We start from the raw sequence: 19,397 nt of genomic DNA, 5'->3' as shown, positions 1-19,397 counted from the left end.
CTAATTTTATTGGCGTTTTTATTTGGTTTATATTTTCTAGAACTTATGTTCGGGTAATTAATCATAATTAAGAATCTTCAGTTATTTGAATATAGGATCCCTATGGAAGAAAACTTATTAAATTCTGTTATTAAAATAACTAAAAACCGTGATGTAGATTCATTAGAATATAGCTTGATCTCGACGATCCAAGAATTTGTTGGTTGTACAGAAATTGTAGTTTATAAGGATTTAGACGTACACACTGATTTAACGATTGAGCGCAGCATATCGTTAAAAGTAATTAATGGTAATCAGTTTGAATGGGCACAACGTAAAGTAGTCGATTCACCAGAGCCAGAACTGTTGTCATGTTTGCGCTCAGCATGCATTATTACTGTACAATCAGCGGATGGCATTGAGAAGCGTTGGTTACCAATTTCTTTGCAAGATAAGCCGATAGGCGCTATTGCGGTTGTATGTAAAGATTTAAAAAGTGCGGATCAAGTGTTGCTTAATGCCTTTTGCCGTATCTATGAAAATTATTTATTTATCTTGCATGAAAATGAACGGGATCAACTCACAGGTCTGTTAAATAGACAAACATTTGATAAAAAAATAAAGCAGCTAATTGAAAAGCAAGTAATAAAACAGCATAAAACAGCAAAAATGGATAACAATCGCAAGCGTAGGCTCAGCTCAACATCTTGGCTGGCAATGCTTGATATTGATCACTTTAAAAAAATAAACGACAGCTTTGGTCATGTTTGTGGTGATGAAGTTTTATTGCTGCTTGCACAAAAAATGCGCCACTTTCTACGCTCAACCGATTTGATTTTTCGCTTTGGTGGAGAGGAATTTGTGATCGTGTTTGAACCCACCAATTTTGAGTCGATTGAAAAGAAAATGAATGAGTTTATGGAGATGATCAGAGAAACTCATTTTCCATTTGTTGAAAATATGACCGTTAGTATTGGCATGTGTCGCATCAGCCCTTACGACTTTCCTATTAATGTGTTAGAAAATGCGGACAAGGCACTTTATTACGCAAAGGAAAATGGTCGCAATAGGCTGTGTTTTTATGAACAGTTAATGGAGAACAACTTGATTGACTCAAATGATAAAAGCACGGATATAGATTTATTTTAATCTGACGCCTTTGGTATTTTCTTAATGATAGTTTTTGTTACTTCATCAAGTTTAATGACATAAGCGTTACCGCCAATTCCTTTAAATTCTTCATCGGTAAATACAATGGTATTTTCATCATAGAAAGTAATCGCTTCTTTTTGAGTCACAATCCCCAAATCTATTCGTGATACGTCCCCTGAGAAAAACTTATCACCAGTAAAGTTTTCAAATAACCAAATGCTTGTTGAATCTAATAATACTAACTTTGTACGATCGGGGCTCAGTGCTGCAGAGGTTATCCAGCAAAGCTTTTCCATTGTTGTACAGGTTTTAAATGAATCTATTAACTGCGCATCAAAATTAGCTGCATGATCGCCAACTTTATAAACATTAGTAATGCCATCAAACGGCTCAGTACGGTTTTTAGTAAACAAATATAAGTGACGGCCAAAGGCAACAAATGCTTCTAGATCAAAGTTTCGCTTATCTGGTGTGATAGGGCTACCGTCAAGTTCTGGATAAGTAAACTTGATAATTTCAGCTTCGGTGGTATCAGTTTTGATGTCGATGGGATTTTCTATTTTATAAATAGTGAGCCACTTACGTTCTTGTTTATTATTACCAAAGTCACCTAAAAAGAAGTGCCCAAAGTCATTCTGAGTCATATCTTCCCAATCAATGTTTTTCGCATTAGTAACAAGGACCTCTTTGGCGATAGAGCCATCTTCGTTGAGGCGATAAAGTTTTGGATCATCACCGCTGTCATTTATTGCCCACAAGCGCTTGAATTTATCAAATTCGATCCCCGATATTTCTTTGAGTTTAGGATCAACACTGAGTTTCTTTTTGCTGTATAAGGTATAAATTGAAATGCTGGTAAGTACAATACTCACCAAAATGATGATTGAGATTAATGAATAAATACTTTTTTTAAGCATGGAGGAAGTAGAATCTGATACTAAGTTATTGAGTATTATTATCTATTTTAAGGTGAATTTCCATGCCAATAAGACTATAAATGAATAATCGTTAAGTTTCGAGGCTCCATACGCCAGTGCCTGTCGCCGCGATATGATTAACATTTCCTTGTAGTACTTTGCTGCCAACATTCACAGATGACTGCGGACGACTGACCAAATACCCTTGCACGCAGCTAATACCCATACGCTTCACTAATTCAAACTGGGCGATTTCTTCCACCCCTTCAGCAACGATTTTAAGGCCGAGCTTCGAGCCTAACTCACTGATTGAATTTAATATTTCATTATACTTCGGGTTTTCATTAGCTTGGGCTATGAATAATCTATCAATTTTGATCACATCAATAGGTAGATCAGCTAAGGTGCTTAAAGAACTAAAACCGGTACCAAAGTCATCAATTGCGATAGTGACGCCTTCTTTTCGTAATTTTTCTAATTCATTAATAATAGTGTGACTTGCGGTGATCAATGTTGATTCGGTGATCTCTAACATCAAAGAAGTAGGCGGGAGACCCGTTTTTGCGAGTTTTTTCATTACCCATTCGTGAATAGGGCGATGTTTGAGTTGAATGCCTGAGACATTAACTGAGATTTTAACTTTGCGCATACCAGCATTATGCCAAGCTGCCATTTGTCGACATGACTCTAGCATTATCCAATCACCAAGCTCTAATATAAGGTTTGATTCTTCGGCAATCGGAATAAACTCTACTGGAGAAATAGCCCCTTCAACAGGATGATCCCAGCGCACTAATGCTTCGAAGTAATCGATGGCGCAATCTTCAACATGCACAATAGGCTGAAATGATAAATGAAAATTATGACACGCAATCGCTAAACGCAGCTCTTCGAGTAAGTAGTGGTAGCGACGCATTTTATTGCCCATTTCTGGCGAATAGACTTTAAAAATACCACGTCCATCGGTTTTAGCACGATACATAGCCACATCCGCCATTTGCAACAAAGCATGGGGAGTTGATGCACTCTCAGGATAAACCGCAATACCGACACTGGCACTGATCTTAATTAGTTTATTGCCTAGTACAAAGTCTCGCTCTATTTCGTTTAATACATGCTGTGCAACATCCAAACTTTTAGAACTGGAATCAATGTTATTAATAAAAATAGAGAATTCATCGCCCCCTAAACGTGCTAGATTTTGCTCTAGCAGACTGGTGGGATTGATATCATTAAGCTTGTGATGGCGTAATACGCTTGCGAGGCGTTCGGCTACTTGAATCAATACTTCATCACCAAAACTGTGACCAAAAGAGTCATTTACTTGCTTAAAACCATCTAAATCAATAAATAACAAGGCACAGTGAATGTTTGTGAGTTCAGCACCACTGAGTTGACGGTCTAAGTGCTCAATATAAGCGTGACGGTCAATTAACAAGGTCAATTTATCTTGGCAAATACTGGTTTGAGTTTCACGAGCATAATTGGCTACATGGCTGGTTAAGGCATTAATTGCTTGGCTTAAGCGGGTAACTTCTGTTGCATGCTCAAGCTCAGGAAGTTGAATGTTAAATGACTCGATTACTTTTTTTGTTTGTGTATTAAGTTGTTCTATTAATTGTTTTTCGCGTTTAATGTTTAATTGCTTACCAAAATACCACGTTAAAAATAAACCTATTAAAATCAATAAAATAAAGTTTATGGGTGACAAAATAGTGGCATTGAGCATTGATGACACTTGGGCAGTAATAAATTGTGCGTCTGTTGCTTTAATAAGTAAATAATCCGTACCATCTTTGCGAACAATATAATGGCCATTTAATATAGGATTATACCAAGAGGGCATCGTTAGTTGGGTGGTAGCAGTATCAAAAGCGCGAGTGGCAATACTAGATTGTTGCGGGTTAATGGTATTGACTTGCTTGGTCAATAAAATATTCATGCCGTAGCAAAAAATAAACATAGCAATAAAGGCAATACTGAGTAAGCGAAAAAATTTAGTCATTCCATTAAACCATTTTATCCCAATTATATGAGTTTTTTATTAGGTATTACATAATTTTATCAGTATATAGTTTGTCAGAGTCACTGACAAAACATTTCTTTTACAATAGTCTTGTAAAAGCAACCCTTTTCCTGTTAAGTGTTATTTTATCGATGTTTGCCGAACTTTTACTCAATTTAATCATTAAATAAATTCACTTTACCAGCGGTTATTTGTTAACTACTTTAAAGGTCATAATTCAGACCGTGATTAAACTTGGTTTAGTTCTTGCTCTCATTTAATTGGTGATAATGAGGTGAGTGTTTTGTGTTTTATTTGCACATATTTGGTGCGATATTTTTTTAATTGCACTGTCATAAAGCATAAATATAACTTTGTTTAACTAGGGTGTGTTTATTTTTCGAGGTTACTTTTACTGCAGTATGTTTGATTGTTAGGCAAATCAGAGCACATAGTAGTGTTTTATCTACATAGATTGTGCGATAACGTAGCATAACGACCAAGCGCAGTCTGAAAGTTGAACAAATTTCAAGCTTGAAAAGTTACACGCCCTAATAAAAATACATTTTACAGCCCTGCGTATGTTGAGTAGTTGAACGCACTTCTGTGGCAAGGATTAATTGACCTTAAGGTTTAGTTTGGAGCCCACTATGTTAAGTAAACGATTTTTTAAAACTAAAAATGAAGCTGAAGTTACATTTGAATTTCAGCATCCTCAGGCTGAGCAAGTTCAGTTAGTTGGTGAATTTACTGATTGGCAACCTGTTACTATGAAGTTTAATAAAAAAGAGCAATGTTTTAAGTTAAAACAGCGCTTACCGAACGATCAACAGTTTCATTTTCGATATTTAGTTAATGGTACTATTTGGGATAATGATCACCATGCTGATGGATACATAGCAAACAGCTTTGGTACAGAAAATAGTATAGTCAATACACAACGTATTTAAGGCGCGGTAAATGGAGTCTCTTTCACAGCTTTTTTATCTACATGGTATTGGCTATGAATACACCAAATATACCGGTGAACACGTGGTTTTTAGCGATGCAACCCGCAGTGCGGCACTCAGTTGTTGTGGTGTTGATGTTACAGATCACGCTCAAATAGCGCATTTAAATATCAGCTTAGATGCCAATAAGTGGCTGCAACTAGTACCAGAGTGTAGTTTGGTATGTGCTGAACAACCAGCCGTTAAAGTGCGTATTGATAGGCGTATGCTAGGGCAACAATGTACCGTATCATTTGCACAGCTTGATTTGCCCAGCATTACTCACCAATTAGCTGATTTGCAATGCAGTGGCGATTATTTATTTAACGACGTCACTTATTTAGAGCTTATTTTTCCGCTTCCATTATTGCCAATTGGTTATCATGATGCGCATATTAGCGTTGCAGGTTTAACGGCGACAACTCAACTGTGGGTGACACCTAAATATAGTTTCCAAGTGACAGATAAAAAGCAAAGCGGGCTTTCAATTCAACTTTATAGTTTAAAAAATAATGCAGCACTAGGGATAGGCGATTTTGCCGATTTATTATCGCTGACCGAGCAAGCAGCAAGTCATAAACTGGATTATATTTTACTCAATCCACTGCATTTATTATTTTCTGAGCAACCAGAGCGAGCAAGTCCCTACAGTCCAAATAATCGCGCGTTATTAAACCCACTCTATATATCAATTGATTTATGCGATGACAGCATTAATAACCCCGATATCACTGCGTATTTACAAAGCAGCTATGCGAGTGACTTTAAAAAGCGGACTCTGCAGTCGCAGTATATTAATTACAGTGCAGTGAGTGAATTCAAATACGCAGCCTTTAACTTGCTATACCAGCATTTTTGTATGCATGGGAGTGAGCACCGCAAACAACACTTCAGCGATTTTTGTCAACAGCATGGTTCGACACTTGCGACCTTAAAAGTTACTGACAGCGACTTTGCTTACTACTTGCAATGGCTAGCATATGTGCAATTAAAATTATGCCAAACTACCGCCCGAGAGCAGGGAATGAGTATTGGTTTGATCAATGATTTAGCGGTGGGTTGCGCCGGTGATGGCAGCGAGTTTCTCAATCAACAATCGTTGTTTACCGATTCTGCTTATGTAGGTGCACCGCCTGATCCATGGGCAGAGCATGGCCAGAACTGGGGATTGCCAGCATTGAATCCGATTAAGCTCAGCGATAATAATTTTAGCTACTACCGAGCATTGATCCGTGCCAATATGGAAAACGTTGGTGGCTTACGTATTGACCATGTTATGGCTATCCGCCGTTTATGGTGGTGTTTTGAGCATCAACAGCAACAAGATGGTTGCTATGTGTATTATCCATTTGAGCATTTATTAGCGGTACTGACAATAGAATCCCATTTGAATCAATGTATTGTCATTGGTGAAGATCTTGGGGTTGTTCCACCAGAGGTGAAAGCTGCACTTGCAGATAAAGCAATATTTTCAAATAGCTTATTCTATTTTGAAAAAGATTATCATGGTGAATTTTTAGCGGCTCAGTCATTTGCGCCACAATCATTGTTAATGGTTGCAAACCATGATGTACCGCCTTTCTTTGGTTGGTGGCAGGGGCTTGATCTTACTTTGAAATTAAAATATCAATTAATTGATGAACAACAGTTAACTCAACTGCATGCAGACCGAGAAATTGAAAAACAACGACTACTGCGTTTTCTGTCAGGATGTGCAGAGCACTCCTTGTTTGTGGACAGTACAGCAAGTGATGTTTATCAGGCGCTGACCTTAGGCTTGGCCGCTGCACCAGCGCGGTTATTTACTATTCAGCTCGATGATTTAGATGAGCAAACATTACCTGTAAACATTCCTGGAACGGATCAAGAATACCCTAATTGGCGTCGGGTATTAACGCATTCAAGTGAACAAATATTAACTCGTCACAGTGCATTTCTCAGTGCTATTAATTCCATAAGGACTAATTAAATGAACAGTATTGTTCGTAAAACCGCAAAGTCACAGCACTATGATCAACAAGTTAATGCTTTAAAGCGCGGCTGTTTTAAAGATCCGTTTAGTTTTTTAGGCGTACATGCAATTACTGACACGCACAGTGAAATACGCTGTTATATGCCCGGGGCAACAAAATTAACGATTAAACTGCCTCAGCAAATGATTGTTAGCATACGCTATGGTGATTCAGATTTATTTATAGCACAGCTTAGTAATCAAGATATTTCAGCTTATCAGCTAGTGGTAGATTACAGCGATTGTCAGGTTATTTGTGAAGATGTGTATAGTTTTGATAGCAGCCTAGATGATAGTGCAATGTACTTATTTAATGAAGGCACATTAGAGCATGCATATCGCCATCTTGGTGCCCACTTTATTGATTTTAAAGGTGTTGCAGGTGTGCGTTTTAGTGTTTGGGCACCTAATGCTAGCAGTGTTTCAGTTATTGGCGAATTTAATCACTGGCAGCAAAGCCAACACTTTATGCGTTTTAACCCTGCGTCTGGAGTCTGGGATTTATTTATTCCAGAGCTCAGTGAAGGTCAGTGTTATAAGTTCTCTATAACAACTCTCAGTGGCGAAGTGCTCGAAAAGGCTGATCCATTTGCATTTAAAATGCAGCAAGCACCAGGCACTGCTTCAGTACTTCAAACTCGGCCCACAGCAATTAAACTAACTGATAAAATGCAACGTCAGCGTGTTAAACGCAACGCGATTGATGCACCTATCTCTATCTATGAAGTGCATTTAGGTTCTTGGCAGCGAGAAGAGGGAGATCGTTATTTAACTTATCAAGAATTAGCACAGCGGTTAATTAATTATGTCACTGAGCAAGGCTTTACGCATATCCAACTTATGCCGATCAGTGAATTTCCATTTGATGGTTCTTGGGGGTATCAGCCAGTTGGCTTATTTGCACCAACGAGTCGGTTTGGCGGTTTGGATGATTTTCGTTATTTTGTAGAGCAATGCCACCAAGCTAACATTGGTTTACTCATTGATTGGGTTCCAGGCCACTTCCCAAGTGATCCACATGGCTTGCATCGTTTTGATGGCACACATTTATTTGAACATGCCGATGTGCGTCAAGGTTTCCATCCAGATTGGAATACCTATATCTACAACTATGATCGCCCAGAGGTTCGCAGCTTTTTAGTTGCTAATGCAATGTATTGGTTAGAAGAATTTGCCATTGATGGATTACGTGTCGATGCTGTTGCCTCAATGCTATACCTTGATTACAGTCGTGAAGATGGACAGTGGATCCCGAATAAGTTTGGCGGACGCGAGAATCTTGGTGCTATTGAGTGTTTAAAACAAGTTAACTTACGTTGTTATGCTAATAACCCCGGCATTATGATGGTGGCTGAAGAGTCAACGGCGTGGCCTGGTGTTACCCGTCAGGTGAATCATGATGGCTTAGGGTTTGGTTATAAGTGGAATATGGGCTGGATGAACGACAGCCTTCACTATATGCAACGCGATCCTTTATATCGCCAACATCATCATCATGAATTAACGTTTTCGATGGTGTATGCCTATAGTGAAAATTATATTTTACCTTTAAGCCATGATGAAGTGGTGCACGGTAAAGGCTCATTTATTGAAAAAATGCCTGGTGATGATTGGCAAAAATTTGCAAATTTACGCGCGTATTATGCATTTATGTGGGCGCATCCAGGCAAAAAATTACTGTTCATGGGTGGTGAGATTGCCCAGCGTAGCGAGTGGAATCATGATCAATCAATTGATTGGCATTTGCTTGAGCATCTATCGCATCAAGGTGTGCAACGAACTATCGCGCAGCTCAATAAAGTATATCGCGATGTTCCAGCTTTACATCAGCTAGATACCGAACCGTCAGGTTTTAGCTGGATCGATAATCAAAATGCCCAACAGAGTATTTTTAGTTTTATTCGCTTTGCTAAGAAAGCCAGTGATTACGTGGTTGTGATAAGTAACCTCACGCCAACAGTTTATCATGATTATTGTATTGGTGTACCAAGCTCAGGTGAATTTGAAGTCATTTTAAATACCGATGACGAACAGCTATTTGGCTCGGGAGTACAAGTGTGTGGGCAATCAGCTAAAACAACCAGTACAGTAACTCCATGCCACGGGCATCAACATAGTATTAAGCTCTCACTGCCAGCGCTTGCGACGGTTTATTTAAAAAGGGTGGCTGATGAGTTTATCGATTGAATTAAATAAAGGGCAAACTTTTCCGCTGGGAGCCAGTGTCTTAACAAACGGTGTAAATTTTGCCGTTTATGCGCCATTGGCTAAACAGTTGTATGTGTGTTTATTTGATGCCAGTGGTCATACCGAAGTTTTAAAGTTAGCAATGAATAATAATGAAGGGGGGATATGGAGTTTACATATAACCCCACTGGCTATGGGCACTTTATATGGTTATCGCGCAGAAGGTGAATATCAACCTAAAAAAGGATTGTTTTTTAATAGCCAAAAATTGTTAATTGACCCCTATGCAAAAGATTTATTTGGTGAGTTTACCTGGAGTGAACGCCACTATGGGCAAATGCCTAAAGGTACTTTGAGTACGGTAAACAACGCCATTGATATCCCTAAATCTAAAGTCACACAGCTGCAGCCTTATCAAGGTAAAAAACCGAGCCATAGTTGGGGAGAAACGGTTATTTATGAATGTCACGTTAAAGGCGCCACAGCACGACATCCCTCTATTCCAAGTCAGCTACAAGGTACCTATTTGGGCTTGAGCCATCCCAGTTTTATAGAGCATTTACGTACACTTGGCGTAACCACTTTAGAATTGTTACCGGTACATAGCTTTATTAGCGAACAGTTTTTAACCGCCAAAGGCCTGCAAAACTACTGGGGTTACAATACATTAAATTTTTTTACACCAAATAAAGATTACTTAGTAACTGATGAAATTGGTGAATTTCAACAAATGGTTACTAAACTTCATCAAGCGGGTATTGAAGTGATTTTAGATGTGGTTTACAACCACACCGCAGAGGCTGGTAGCGACGGTCCTTTGTTATCTTGGCGCGGCCTAAATAACCCAGGTTATTACCGTAGTGTTAACGATAACCCTGAAGTTTATATCAATGACACTGGGTGTGGTAATACCTTAAATATAGACGACCCATTTAGCTTGAAAATGGTACTCGATAGCTTACGTTATTGGGTAGAAATAATGGGTGTTGATGGTTTTAGGTTTGATTTAGCAACTATTCTTGGACGGACGCCGCATGGCTTTAGCCAAACCCATAGTTTTTTACAAGCAATCAATCAAGATCCAGTGTTAAGCCAAGTGAAATTAATTGCTGAGCCTTGGGACATAGGCCCTGGTGGTTATCAATTGGGAGCATTTCCTGCGCCTTGGCGTGAGTGGAATGATAAATACCGTGATGTTGTTAGGCGCTTTTGGCAAGGGCAGCACAATATGCTGGCTGATCTTGCAAAACGTTTACATGGCTCTTTTGATTTGTTTGATCATAATCACCGTGGGCCATTAAATAGTATTAATTTTATAACCAGTCATGATGGCTTTACTTTAACCGATTTAGTGAGTTACGAACAAAAGCATAACGAAGCAAATGGTGAACAAAACCGCGATGGGCACAGTGCTAATTATTCGTTTAATTGCGGTGTTGAAGGCTTTACTGATGATTTAAAAGTTACCTCCATGCGGTTACAACAACAAAAAAACTTTTTACTTACCTTACTACTTTCCAAAGGGGTGCCTATGCTGTCATCAGGCAGTGAAATGGGCCACTCGCAAGGAGGGAATAACAATGCTTATTGTCAAAATAACCGCACTAGTTGGCTGGCATGGAAAGACTCGCAGCGTAGCCACAGCCTCATTCGTTTTATTGACGATGTATTGACCTTACGAAAGCAACACTGTGTGTTTAAACACAGTGTATTTTTACACGATAGCGATAAGCGATTTAGTGTTGATTGGTATACTGAGCAAAGCCAAGCCATGCAAGAAAGTGACTGGCATGATGGTTCAAAACAGTTTTTGATGTACAGCTTAAAAGATACACAACTAAATACGGCATTACTCATTATTTTGAATGCCAGTAATGTGGCTGTTAAATGTCAATTACCCGCGAATCACGATTTATCGGTATGGCGTTTAGCGATTTCAAGTGTTGATCAAGCAATGGTTAAAAATACAGAAAAGTTTGAGGTTGCTGCACAAAGCAGTTGGGTTTTTACAGCCAATTTAGAGGACGAATGTAATGGCGAATAATGGTGAACAAATATGTGTTGCTAAAGGTTGGCAAGATGCCCCTTTAATAGATGAAAGTACCCTTGAAGATGATTTATCACGCCATTTCTATTATACCCTTGGGCGCGATAAGGTCGGAAAGTCTCAACTGTATTTGTATAACGCACTAGCGTTGACAATTCGTGATCGATTAGTCGCTCGTTGTCGAGCAACAAAACAGCAAATGCACAGTGAAAAGCGTCGAAAAACGGCTTATATATCACTTGAGTTTTTAATGGGCCGAGCACTAGGTAATGCCATTTTAAATTTAGATTTAGAAGAGCAAGTCAAACTTGCACTTAATAATTATTGCGCTCACATTGAACATGTTGCGCAAGCAGAGCATGACGCTGGGTTAGGTAATGGTGGTTTAGGCCGCTTAGCTGCGTGTTTTCTAGATAGTTGTGCGAGTTTAGCATTACCTGTAACCGGTTATGGTATTCGTTATGAATACGGCATGTTTAACCAGTCAATCGAAAATGGCCATCAAATAGAGCAGCCTGATAATTGGTTACGTGAAGGGCATCCATGGGAGCTGAGCGCACCAGAGCAAGCCAAGCGGGTTAAGTTTTTTGGCCATGTTGAAAGTTATACTGATAAGAACGGACGCATTCATCGACAATGGTTAGACACTGAAGATGTATTAGCTGTCCCTTATGATGTGCCGATCCCAGGTTATAAAAATGACATAGTTAACACCCTCAGACTCTGGAAATCAGAAGCCACTGATGAGTTTGATTTAGGTGAGTTTAACGCCGGTAGTTACTCAGAAGCCGTCGCGCATAAAAACCTTGCCGAACAAATCACCATGGTACTTTATCCTAATGACAGCAGCGAAAATGGTAAAGAGCTACGTTTAAGGCAGCAATACTTTTTATCGTCGGCGAGCTTACAAGATATTGTTGGTCTATGGGTATCACAGCATGGTGAAAAGTTTAGTGATTTTGCTGATTTTCATGTTTTTCAACTTAATGATACCCACCCAAGTATTGCTGTTGCAGAGTTAATGCGATTGCTGATTGATGATTATGACTTGGATTGGGATGCTGCATGGCAGATCACCACAAAAACCATGGCGTATACTAATCATACGTTACTTCCAGAAGCGCTCGAAAAATGGTCTGTATCATTATTTGCGCGTTTATTACCGCGTATTCTTGAAATAATTTATGAAATAAATGCACGTTTTCTTGCTCAAGTTGCGTTGGCGTGGCCGGGGGATGTTGCAAAACAACAAGCGTTGTCTTTAATTGAAGAAGGCTCAGATCCACAAGTAAGAATGGCGTATTTAGCCATTGTTGGCAGTTTTTCAGTTAATGGCGTAGCAGCATTGCACACAGAATTACTTAAAGAAGGTTTGTTTAAAACTTTTTATGAATTGTGGCCTGAAAAATTCAACAATAAAACTAATGGTGTAACGCCAAGGCGGTGGATAGCTCATTGTAACCCCAAACTAACACAGTTGATTGGTGAAAAAATTGGTCAAGATTGGGTGAGGGATTTTGCGCAAATTAGCCAGCTGCGTCGCTATTATGATGATGTTAAATTCCATAAACAATGGCAAAGCGTCAAACTTGAAAACAAACAACGGCTAGTTGATTTAGTCAAAGAGCGTTGTGGTGTTGAATTTGACACTAGCATGCTATTTGATGTGCAAGTTAAACGAATTCATGAGTATAAGCGCCAATTACTGAATGTATTACACATAATTCACTTGTATGACCGGATCCGTCGTGGCGATACCGCCAATTTAGTGCCACGCTGTGTATTACTAGGAGGAAAAGCTGCACCGGGGTATTACATGGCTAAGCGCATTATTAAGCTAATTAATAATGTTGCAGATGTGATCAACAAAGATCCGCTTGCTCAGCCTTATTTACGGGTGGCATTTTTACCAAATTATAATGTTACAGCAATGGAAACGATTTGCCCCGCAACAGACTTGTCTGAACAAATTTCAACCGCAGGTAAAGAAGCATCTGGTACCGGTAATATGAAGTTTATGATGAATGGGGCGTTGACGATTGGCACTTTAGATGGTGCTAATATAGAAATTCGCGATGCAGTAGGGGCTGATAACTTCTTCTTATTCGGCGCACAAGCGGAACAAATTGAGGGAATAAAACAAAGCTACAACCCATTACACATTATTCATAATACGCCTGACTTACTAAGTGTTATGCAATTACTTGAAAGTGGGCACTTTAATTTATTCGAACCTGGTTTATTTGACGACATTATTGGTGCAATCAAAAGCCCACATGATCCTTGGTTGGTTGCCCACGATTTTGATAGTTTTGTACAAGCACAAAAGGCGGTTGAACACGCTTTTCAAGATCAACAGCATTGGACGCAAATGAGTATTTTAAATACTGCGGCCAGTGGTACTTTTTCAAGTGATAGAACGATCAGCCAATACAGTGATGATATTTGGCATTTGGAAGCATTAACAACATCTAGTTCGGCCGACACAGCCGTAAGCAACAGCAAAGATTAATACGGAGATAAATTATGCCAAGTTATGCAAATCGCTACATAAGTAGTCTGACACGAGAAACCTACGCACTGATTTTAGCAGGGGGCAGAGGTTCACGCTTACATGAATTAACAAACTGGCGGGCCAAACCGGCAGTTTATTTTGGTGGCAAACATCGTATTATCGATTTCCCGCTATCAAACTGTATTAATTCAGGTATTCGTCGTGTTGGGATTGCCACACAGTATAAATCGCACTCGCTGATCCGCCATGTCAACCGTGCATGGGGCCACTTTAAAAAAGAACTGGGTGAATCGGTAGAGATATTACCGGCATCACAGCGTTATGGTGACGAATGGTATTGCGGCACTGCAGATGCGGTGTTCCAAAATATGGATATTATTCGTCATGAGCTACCTAAGTATGTAATGATTTTATCTGGCGATCATGTTTACCGTATGGATTACGGCGGCTTATTGGCAAAACATGTTGAAACAGGTGCAGACATGACGGTGTGCTGTATTGAAGTTCCTTGCGAAGAAGCCGCAGAAACATTTGGTGTGATGACGGTAGATGAAGAGAAACGAGTACGTCGTTTTGATGAGAAACCGAAAATGCCAAGTTCAATTCCTGGTCGTCCGGGCACTTGTTTAGCGTCAATGGGTAATTATGTATTTAATACTGAGTTCTTATTTGAACAACTAAAAAAAGACGCAGAAAACGAAGGTTCAGGCCGTGATTTTGGTCATGATATTATTCCGGCAATTATTGAAGAGCATAATGTATTTGCTTTTCCATTTCGAGAGCCAGGTCATGACGGCCAACCTTATTGGCGTGATGTGGGTACACTTGACTCATTCTGGGAAGCAAACATGGAACTGGTGATGCCAGAGCCACAGCTGGATTTATACGACCCAACTTGGCCTATTTGGACTTACCAAGAACAACTGCCACCGGCTAAGTTTATTTTTGATAATGATGACAGACGTGGCATGGCTGTAGATTCAACCGTATCAGGCGGCTGTATTATTTCAGGCTCGGTGGTTCGTAAATCACTGTTATTCTCTAATGTACATATTCGCTCATACTGCGTCATTGAAGAGTCGGTGATATTACCAGGTGCGATTATTCAACGTAATTGCCGTATTCGCCGTGCTATTATCGACCGTGGATGTGAAGTGCCAGCCGGTGTTGAAATCGGTTTTGATCGTAAAGCAGACGAAGAAAATGGTTTCAGAGTATCTAAAAAGGGTATTGTGTTAGTGACCCGTGAAATGCTCACAGAACTTTCCAAAAAACTTGAGCGCCAAGAGCGTGAGAGTAAACAATTAGCTTAAAATATCATACAGTTGTAGGAAGTAAGAAAAAGATGCATGTATTAATGGTTGCGGCCGAAAATGACGCTTTACCAAATGCCAAAGTGGGTGGTGTTGCAGATGTACTACGAGATTGTCCCAAAGCATTAGCGGAGCTTGGCTTAACCGTTGATGTGGTTATTCCAGATTATGGTTTTACCACGTTAGAGCGTGTGCAATTAGGCACGCTCCATGTGCCCTTTGCCGGATATATCTATGATGTTCAAGTGTGGCAAGTATATGTTGATCAGCAGCAAGTCAGGCAATTAGTACTATCACATCCGTTATTTAGTCAGCACCATGGCGCTGTATACTGTAATGATGATGGTGACCGACCTTTTGCCACTGATGCCACTAAGTTTGCATTATTTAATGCTGCAGTGTGTGAAGCGCTATTGCAAGGTGTGATCACTCGTCCTGATGTGTTGCATTTGCATGATTGGCACAGCGCGTGTGTGGCGGTATTGTTAAAGTTTGATCATCGGTTTGCATCTTTTTCTTCTTTGCGCAGCGTATTTACAGTACACAATATTGCACTGCAAGGGATCCGCCCATTCAAAGGAGATGATTCAAGTTTAGAAGCATGGTTTCCGGCGTTAAGTTATAACGGCGAGATATTATGCGATCCGCGTTATCCTCATTGCTTTAATCCGATGCGCAGCGCTATCAATTTAGTTGATAAGATACATTTAGTATCTCCAAGCTACGCACAAGAAGTATTGCAAGCCAGTGAACCGCATAATGGTTTTTTTGGTGGTGAAGGCTTAGAGCGCGATTTGAATAATGCGATGGCGAACAATAAAGTCGTCGGAATATTAAATGGCTGTGAGTACACTGAGCATAATGCACAGTCAACCAGTACGCTATCACAATTATACTTTGAGATAGAGCAGGCATTGTTTGTTTGGATGGCTAAAGAAGTAAACCTGCAAAGCAGTTACTATATAGCTCATCAACGGTTACAGCAGTTCATTGAGCAGCCAGTTAAAGGGCCTTTAGTCACCAGTGTTGGACGCCTAACCGATCAAAAAGCTTTGTTACTGCGCCAACCCTACGAAAACCAGCAAGTGCTTGATGCATTGTGTGAAAAGTTAAATGAACAGCAAGGACGTATGATCATTTTAGGTTCCGGCGATACAGCCCTTGAAGATGTTATAACAACTGCCATGGCACGAAATAGTAACTTATTATTTTTAAAGGGTTATGGTAATAGCGTTGGCGAATTACTGTATGAGTTAGGGGACTTATTCTTGATGCCTAGCTCCTTTGAGCCATGTGGTATTAGCCAAATGCTTGCTATGCGGGCAGGGCAGCCTTGCTTAGTACATCAAGTCGGTGGTTTAAAAGATACTATCACTCATTTGGAAAATGGTTTTAGCTTTAGTGGTGACACATTACAAACACAAAGCGAGGCGCTGGTAACGTGTTTTGCTAATACTCTTACTCTGAGACAAGAACAACCCAAACAATGGGATGAAATTGTCAGCAATGCTAAGGCTGCTCGCTTTACATGGTCTTATGTAGCAAAGGACTATATCAGTAAACTTTATAATTAATACTGCTATTTATCATCTTACTAGCTATAATGGATTGCAATAACATTATGATTTAGTTACTTAGTATTGTGTTTTATTTCGTAACTGACCATCAATAGTCGAGTTTAAGGGTGAAAAAGTGCAAGTATTTGTTGCGCGCCAAGCAATATTCAATCGTCAACAACATGTAGTTGCCTATGAATTATTGTTTCGTAATAGTACCAATAATTGTTTTCCAGATATTGACGAAAGCGTCGCAACAGCAAAACTGATCATGGAAAATCAGCTTAATTTCGGCACTCGACATATTACTGCTGGTAAAAAAGCACTGATTAATATCGGTCCTGATTCTTTAAAAATGGATTTATGTGCATTTTTGCCTTCGCAGGATGTGGTACTTGAGTTGCTCGAAACAATTGAGCCGACTGAAGAAAACTACCAGCTATGTCGTGCGCTGTTTCATAAAAATTTTGTGTTAGCACTTGACGATTTTGTATATGAGCCTAAGTGGGAAAGGTTTTTAAAACTTATTAAATTAATCAAATTTGATATTCAAATAACTCCTTTACAGCAAATTGAACCGTTGATAAAAAGGCTGCAAAAATACAAAAAGCTAAAGTTGCTTGCCGAAAAAGTCGAAACTATTGATGATTTTAAAATAGCTCATAAGATGGGCTTTGATTATTTTCAGGGTTACTTTTTTGCCAAGCCGGTAGTCATTCAACAAAAAGACATTGATATAAACTATGCATTAGCCTTGACCATCTATGCACAAGTTATGAAAGAGCATCCTGATATCAATGCGATTGCGCGATTGTTTCAATTAGATACAGCGTTAGCATTTAAGTTATTAAGATTGATCAACAGCGGTGTGTTTCCTGTCCAAAAAGAAATAGAGTCACTCAAACAGGCTTTAGTTTATTTAGGTCATGATCATATAAAGAAGTTTGTTAGTTTGATTATTACCGCTCACGTTGCACAAACGAAACCTAACGAATTGATCAAAATGTGTATCATTCGGGCGCGATTTTGTGAGCTGATAGCGAAAAAGATAGCGCCTTCACAAGCGAATAGTGCCTTTTTAACCGGTCTTTTTTCGTTGTTGGATGCAATATTAGACCGACCAATGGAGCAATTACTGCTTCGTTTACCATTTCCAGAACCAATCAAAGACGCTCTAATGGAAGAAAAAAACACCCTGTATTATATCCTTGCAACAGTAAAAGCGTATGAATCAGGTAGCTGGTGGGCTATGGAGCAAGCAGTTGTATTTATTAACATAAATAGTGATTTACTGCCGAAGTTTTATCGAGATGCGCTAGACTGGTCAAACATACATAAGCACAACTAATAAGTCGAGCTCAATAATGCGTAATCAAAATATGGATGTTATCCGTGGTCTTGCTGTGCTTGGTTTAATGTACATGAATGCCTATTCCTTCGGTTTATTTGAATTTGGTTACGTACCATTACAGTCCCCGCCTTTTTCGGATCATGTTATTCAATGGGTGAGCCTTAGTGTTATTGACGGCCGCTTTCGCAGCTTATTTTGCTTACTCTTTGGTGCTGGCTTATATATTCAGTGGCAGCGTTACCAGCAGGTTGAGCAATTGCAAAAACGCTTAAAAGTATTGGCCGTGTTTGGTTTACTACATGGCTTTTTGTTGTGGGCTGGTGATATTTTGTTTATCTATGCATGCGCAGGGTGGTTGGTCATACAATACCTTGACGCGAGTGACGAGATGTTATTAAAACGCGGTTGGCAATTTCTATCACTAGCCGCAGCGATAACTTTTTTGATAGCCTTAGTTGACCCCACACTGACTATCTATCGAGATTCGGCCGATTTTTTAGCAAGTTATAATGCTTCACAAGGATCGGCATTAACTATTTTTGTCAATAATAGTGTGATGTTTATCGTGATGCTCATTGCACTTCCGCTGATCACTTTGTGGATGGCTGCAGGATTAATGCTATTCGGTATTTATGGCTATAAAAATAAACTGTTTGAGACTGGTTTAACTAAATTAAGCAAAATCAGAGTTTTGTCAATTGCGCTACTGTTAAGTGCGATTAGGATCAGTTTTGAATACCAATCTAGCTTATTTATTAGTGCATTAAAAGAACCCGTAAGCTGGTTTGCAGCATTATTCACAGCCCTATTAATTATTCATTTTGTGGTAATGCTGATGACAAAACATGACTTTCACTTTATTGCATTGCAGCGTGCAGGAAGGCTCGCATTAACTTTATATCTAATGCAAACTATTTGCTTGTTATTGTTGTTTAAAGTTTTTTATCCGCACTGGGTGCTAAGCTTTAATCATTTAGAATATTACGTATTAGTGAGTGGTTTAGTTATTTTTCAACTTAGTTTTAGTGTGATTTATTCGCGTTATTTTAAGCAAGGTCCAATGGAATTTATTTGGCGAAAGTATGCAAATGCTGCTTGAGTTGAAGCTACTGTAAATAGTGTGGTAATTTTTCACTGTCACTGCAGGTTAAAATTATCGCAAACCCATATACCGTAAAACAGAGCAATCGTTTAAGTATAAACAAACAGACTAGATGTTTGCTGTGAAAAGGCTAATTGTTGGTTTAACGGCCTAAGGGATCCCCAAAAATAATTATTAAGTTTCAATTACATCACTCACATCCATATTTTTCCAATCGATTTGCACTACTACCTGTACGAAATAGGCTAGTCCTTCCAAATAATCTCGCCGTCG

The 19,397-nt window shown here is 39.3% G+C and carries 12 protein-coding genes; 10 read left to right on the top strand and 2 right to left on the bottom strand.

Annotated elements, in window-relative coordinates; genetic code table 11:
• Positions 1 to 102 precede the first annotated feature (102 nt).
• Positions 103 to 1,128 carry a GGDEF domain-containing protein gene (locus H5187_RS04865; protein ID WP_182740066.1) on the top strand — a complete coding sequence of 342 codons (1,026 nt, stop codon included), beginning with the start codon at positions 103 to 105 and terminating at the stop codon, positions 1,126 to 1,128.
• Here the strand turns inward: H5187_RS04865 and H5187_RS04860 are convergent.
• Complete coding sequence (locus H5187_RS04860; RefSeq protein WP_182718640.1) at positions 1,125 to 2,048, bottom strand: hypothetical protein; 924 nt, start codon at positions 2,046 to 2,048, stop codon at positions 1,125 to 1,127. The two genes, H5187_RS04865 and H5187_RS04860, sit on opposite strands and share 4 nt — an antisense overlap.
• 91 nt (positions 2,049 to 2,139) lie before the next feature.
• Positions 2,140 to 4,053 (bottom strand): bifunctional diguanylate cyclase/phosphodiesterase, encoded by a 1,914-nt coding sequence (locus H5187_RS04855; protein ID WP_182740065.1) that lies wholly within the window; start codon positions 4,051 to 4,053, stop codon positions 2,140 to 2,142.
• A gap of 650 nt (positions 4,054 to 4,703) precedes the next feature.
• Between H5187_RS04855 and H5187_RS04850 the strand changes: the two genes are divergently transcribed.
• The 9 genes from H5187_RS04850 (at position 4,704) to H5187_RS04810 (ending at position 19,121) form a co-directional block, all read left to right on the top strand.
• The gene (locus H5187_RS04850) at positions 4,704 to 5,003 is read left to right on the top strand and encodes an isoamylase early set domain-containing protein (RefSeq protein WP_182718642.1); all 300 of its coding nucleotides are present in this window, start codon (positions 4,704 to 4,706) and stop codon (positions 5,001 to 5,003) included.
• A 10-nt stretch (positions 5,004 to 5,013) separates the two neighbouring features.
• A complete protein-coding gene (malQ, locus tag H5187_RS04845; protein ID WP_182740064.1) occupies positions 5,014 to 7,011 on the top strand; it encodes a 4-alpha-glucanotransferase in 1,998 nt (665 codons plus the stop codon).
• Positions 7,012 to 9,240 (top strand): 1,4-alpha-glucan branching protein GlgB, encoded by a 2,229-nt coding sequence (gene glgB / locus H5187_RS04840; protein WP_182797598.1) that lies wholly within the window; start codon positions 7,012 to 7,014, stop codon positions 9,238 to 9,240. It begins immediately after the preceding gene.
• On the top strand, positions 9,224 to 11,284 hold the full coding sequence (glgX, locus tag H5187_RS04835) for a glycogen debranching protein GlgX (RefSeq protein ID WP_182797597.1): 2,061 nt from the start codon (positions 9,224 to 9,226) through the stop codon (positions 11,282 to 11,284). Before glgB ends, glgX begins: the two co-directional genes overlap by 17 nt.
• Positions 11,274 to 13,799, top strand: a complete 2,526-nt coding sequence (locus H5187_RS04830; RefSeq protein WP_182797596.1) for a glycogen/starch/alpha-glucan phosphorylase — start codon at positions 11,274 to 11,276, stop codon at positions 13,797 to 13,799. Before glgX ends, H5187_RS04830 begins: the two co-directional genes overlap by 11 nt.
• A gap of 14 nt (positions 13,800 to 13,813) precedes the next feature.
• A complete protein-coding gene (gene glgC / locus H5187_RS04825; RefSeq protein WP_149980163.1) occupies positions 13,814 to 15,115 on the top strand; it encodes a glucose-1-phosphate adenylyltransferase in 1,302 nt (433 codons plus the stop codon).
• 32 nt (positions 15,116 to 15,147) lie between these two features.
• Entirely contained in the window at positions 15,148 to 16,689 is a 1,542-nt protein-coding gene (locus H5187_RS04820; RefSeq protein ID WP_182797595.1) for a glycogen synthase, read from the top strand.
• A 118-nt stretch (positions 16,690 to 16,807) separates the two neighbouring features.
• Positions 16,808 to 18,019: an EAL and HDOD domain-containing protein gene (locus H5187_RS04815; RefSeq protein ID WP_182797594.1), complete on the top strand. Its 1,212-nt coding sequence runs from the start codon at positions 16,808 to 16,810 to the stop codon at positions 18,017 to 18,019.
• 16 nt (positions 18,020 to 18,035) lie between these two features.
• Positions 18,036 to 19,121, top strand: a complete 1,086-nt coding sequence (locus tag H5187_RS04810) for a DUF418 domain-containing protein (protein ID WP_182797593.1) — start codon at positions 18,036 to 18,038, stop codon at positions 19,119 to 19,121.
• The last annotated feature ends 276 nt before the right edge of the window (positions 19,122 to 19,397 follow it).

Origin of the sequence: Pseudoalteromonas sp. SG44-1 (assembly GCF_014164315.1) — a bacterium.
Classification (GTDB): Bacteria; Pseudomonadota; Gammaproteobacteria; order Enterobacterales; family Alteromonadaceae; genus Pseudoalteromonas; species Pseudoalteromonas rhizosphaerae.
Note: the sequence above shows the minus strand (reverse complement) of the source record. Positions and strands in the feature narration are given on the sequence as shown.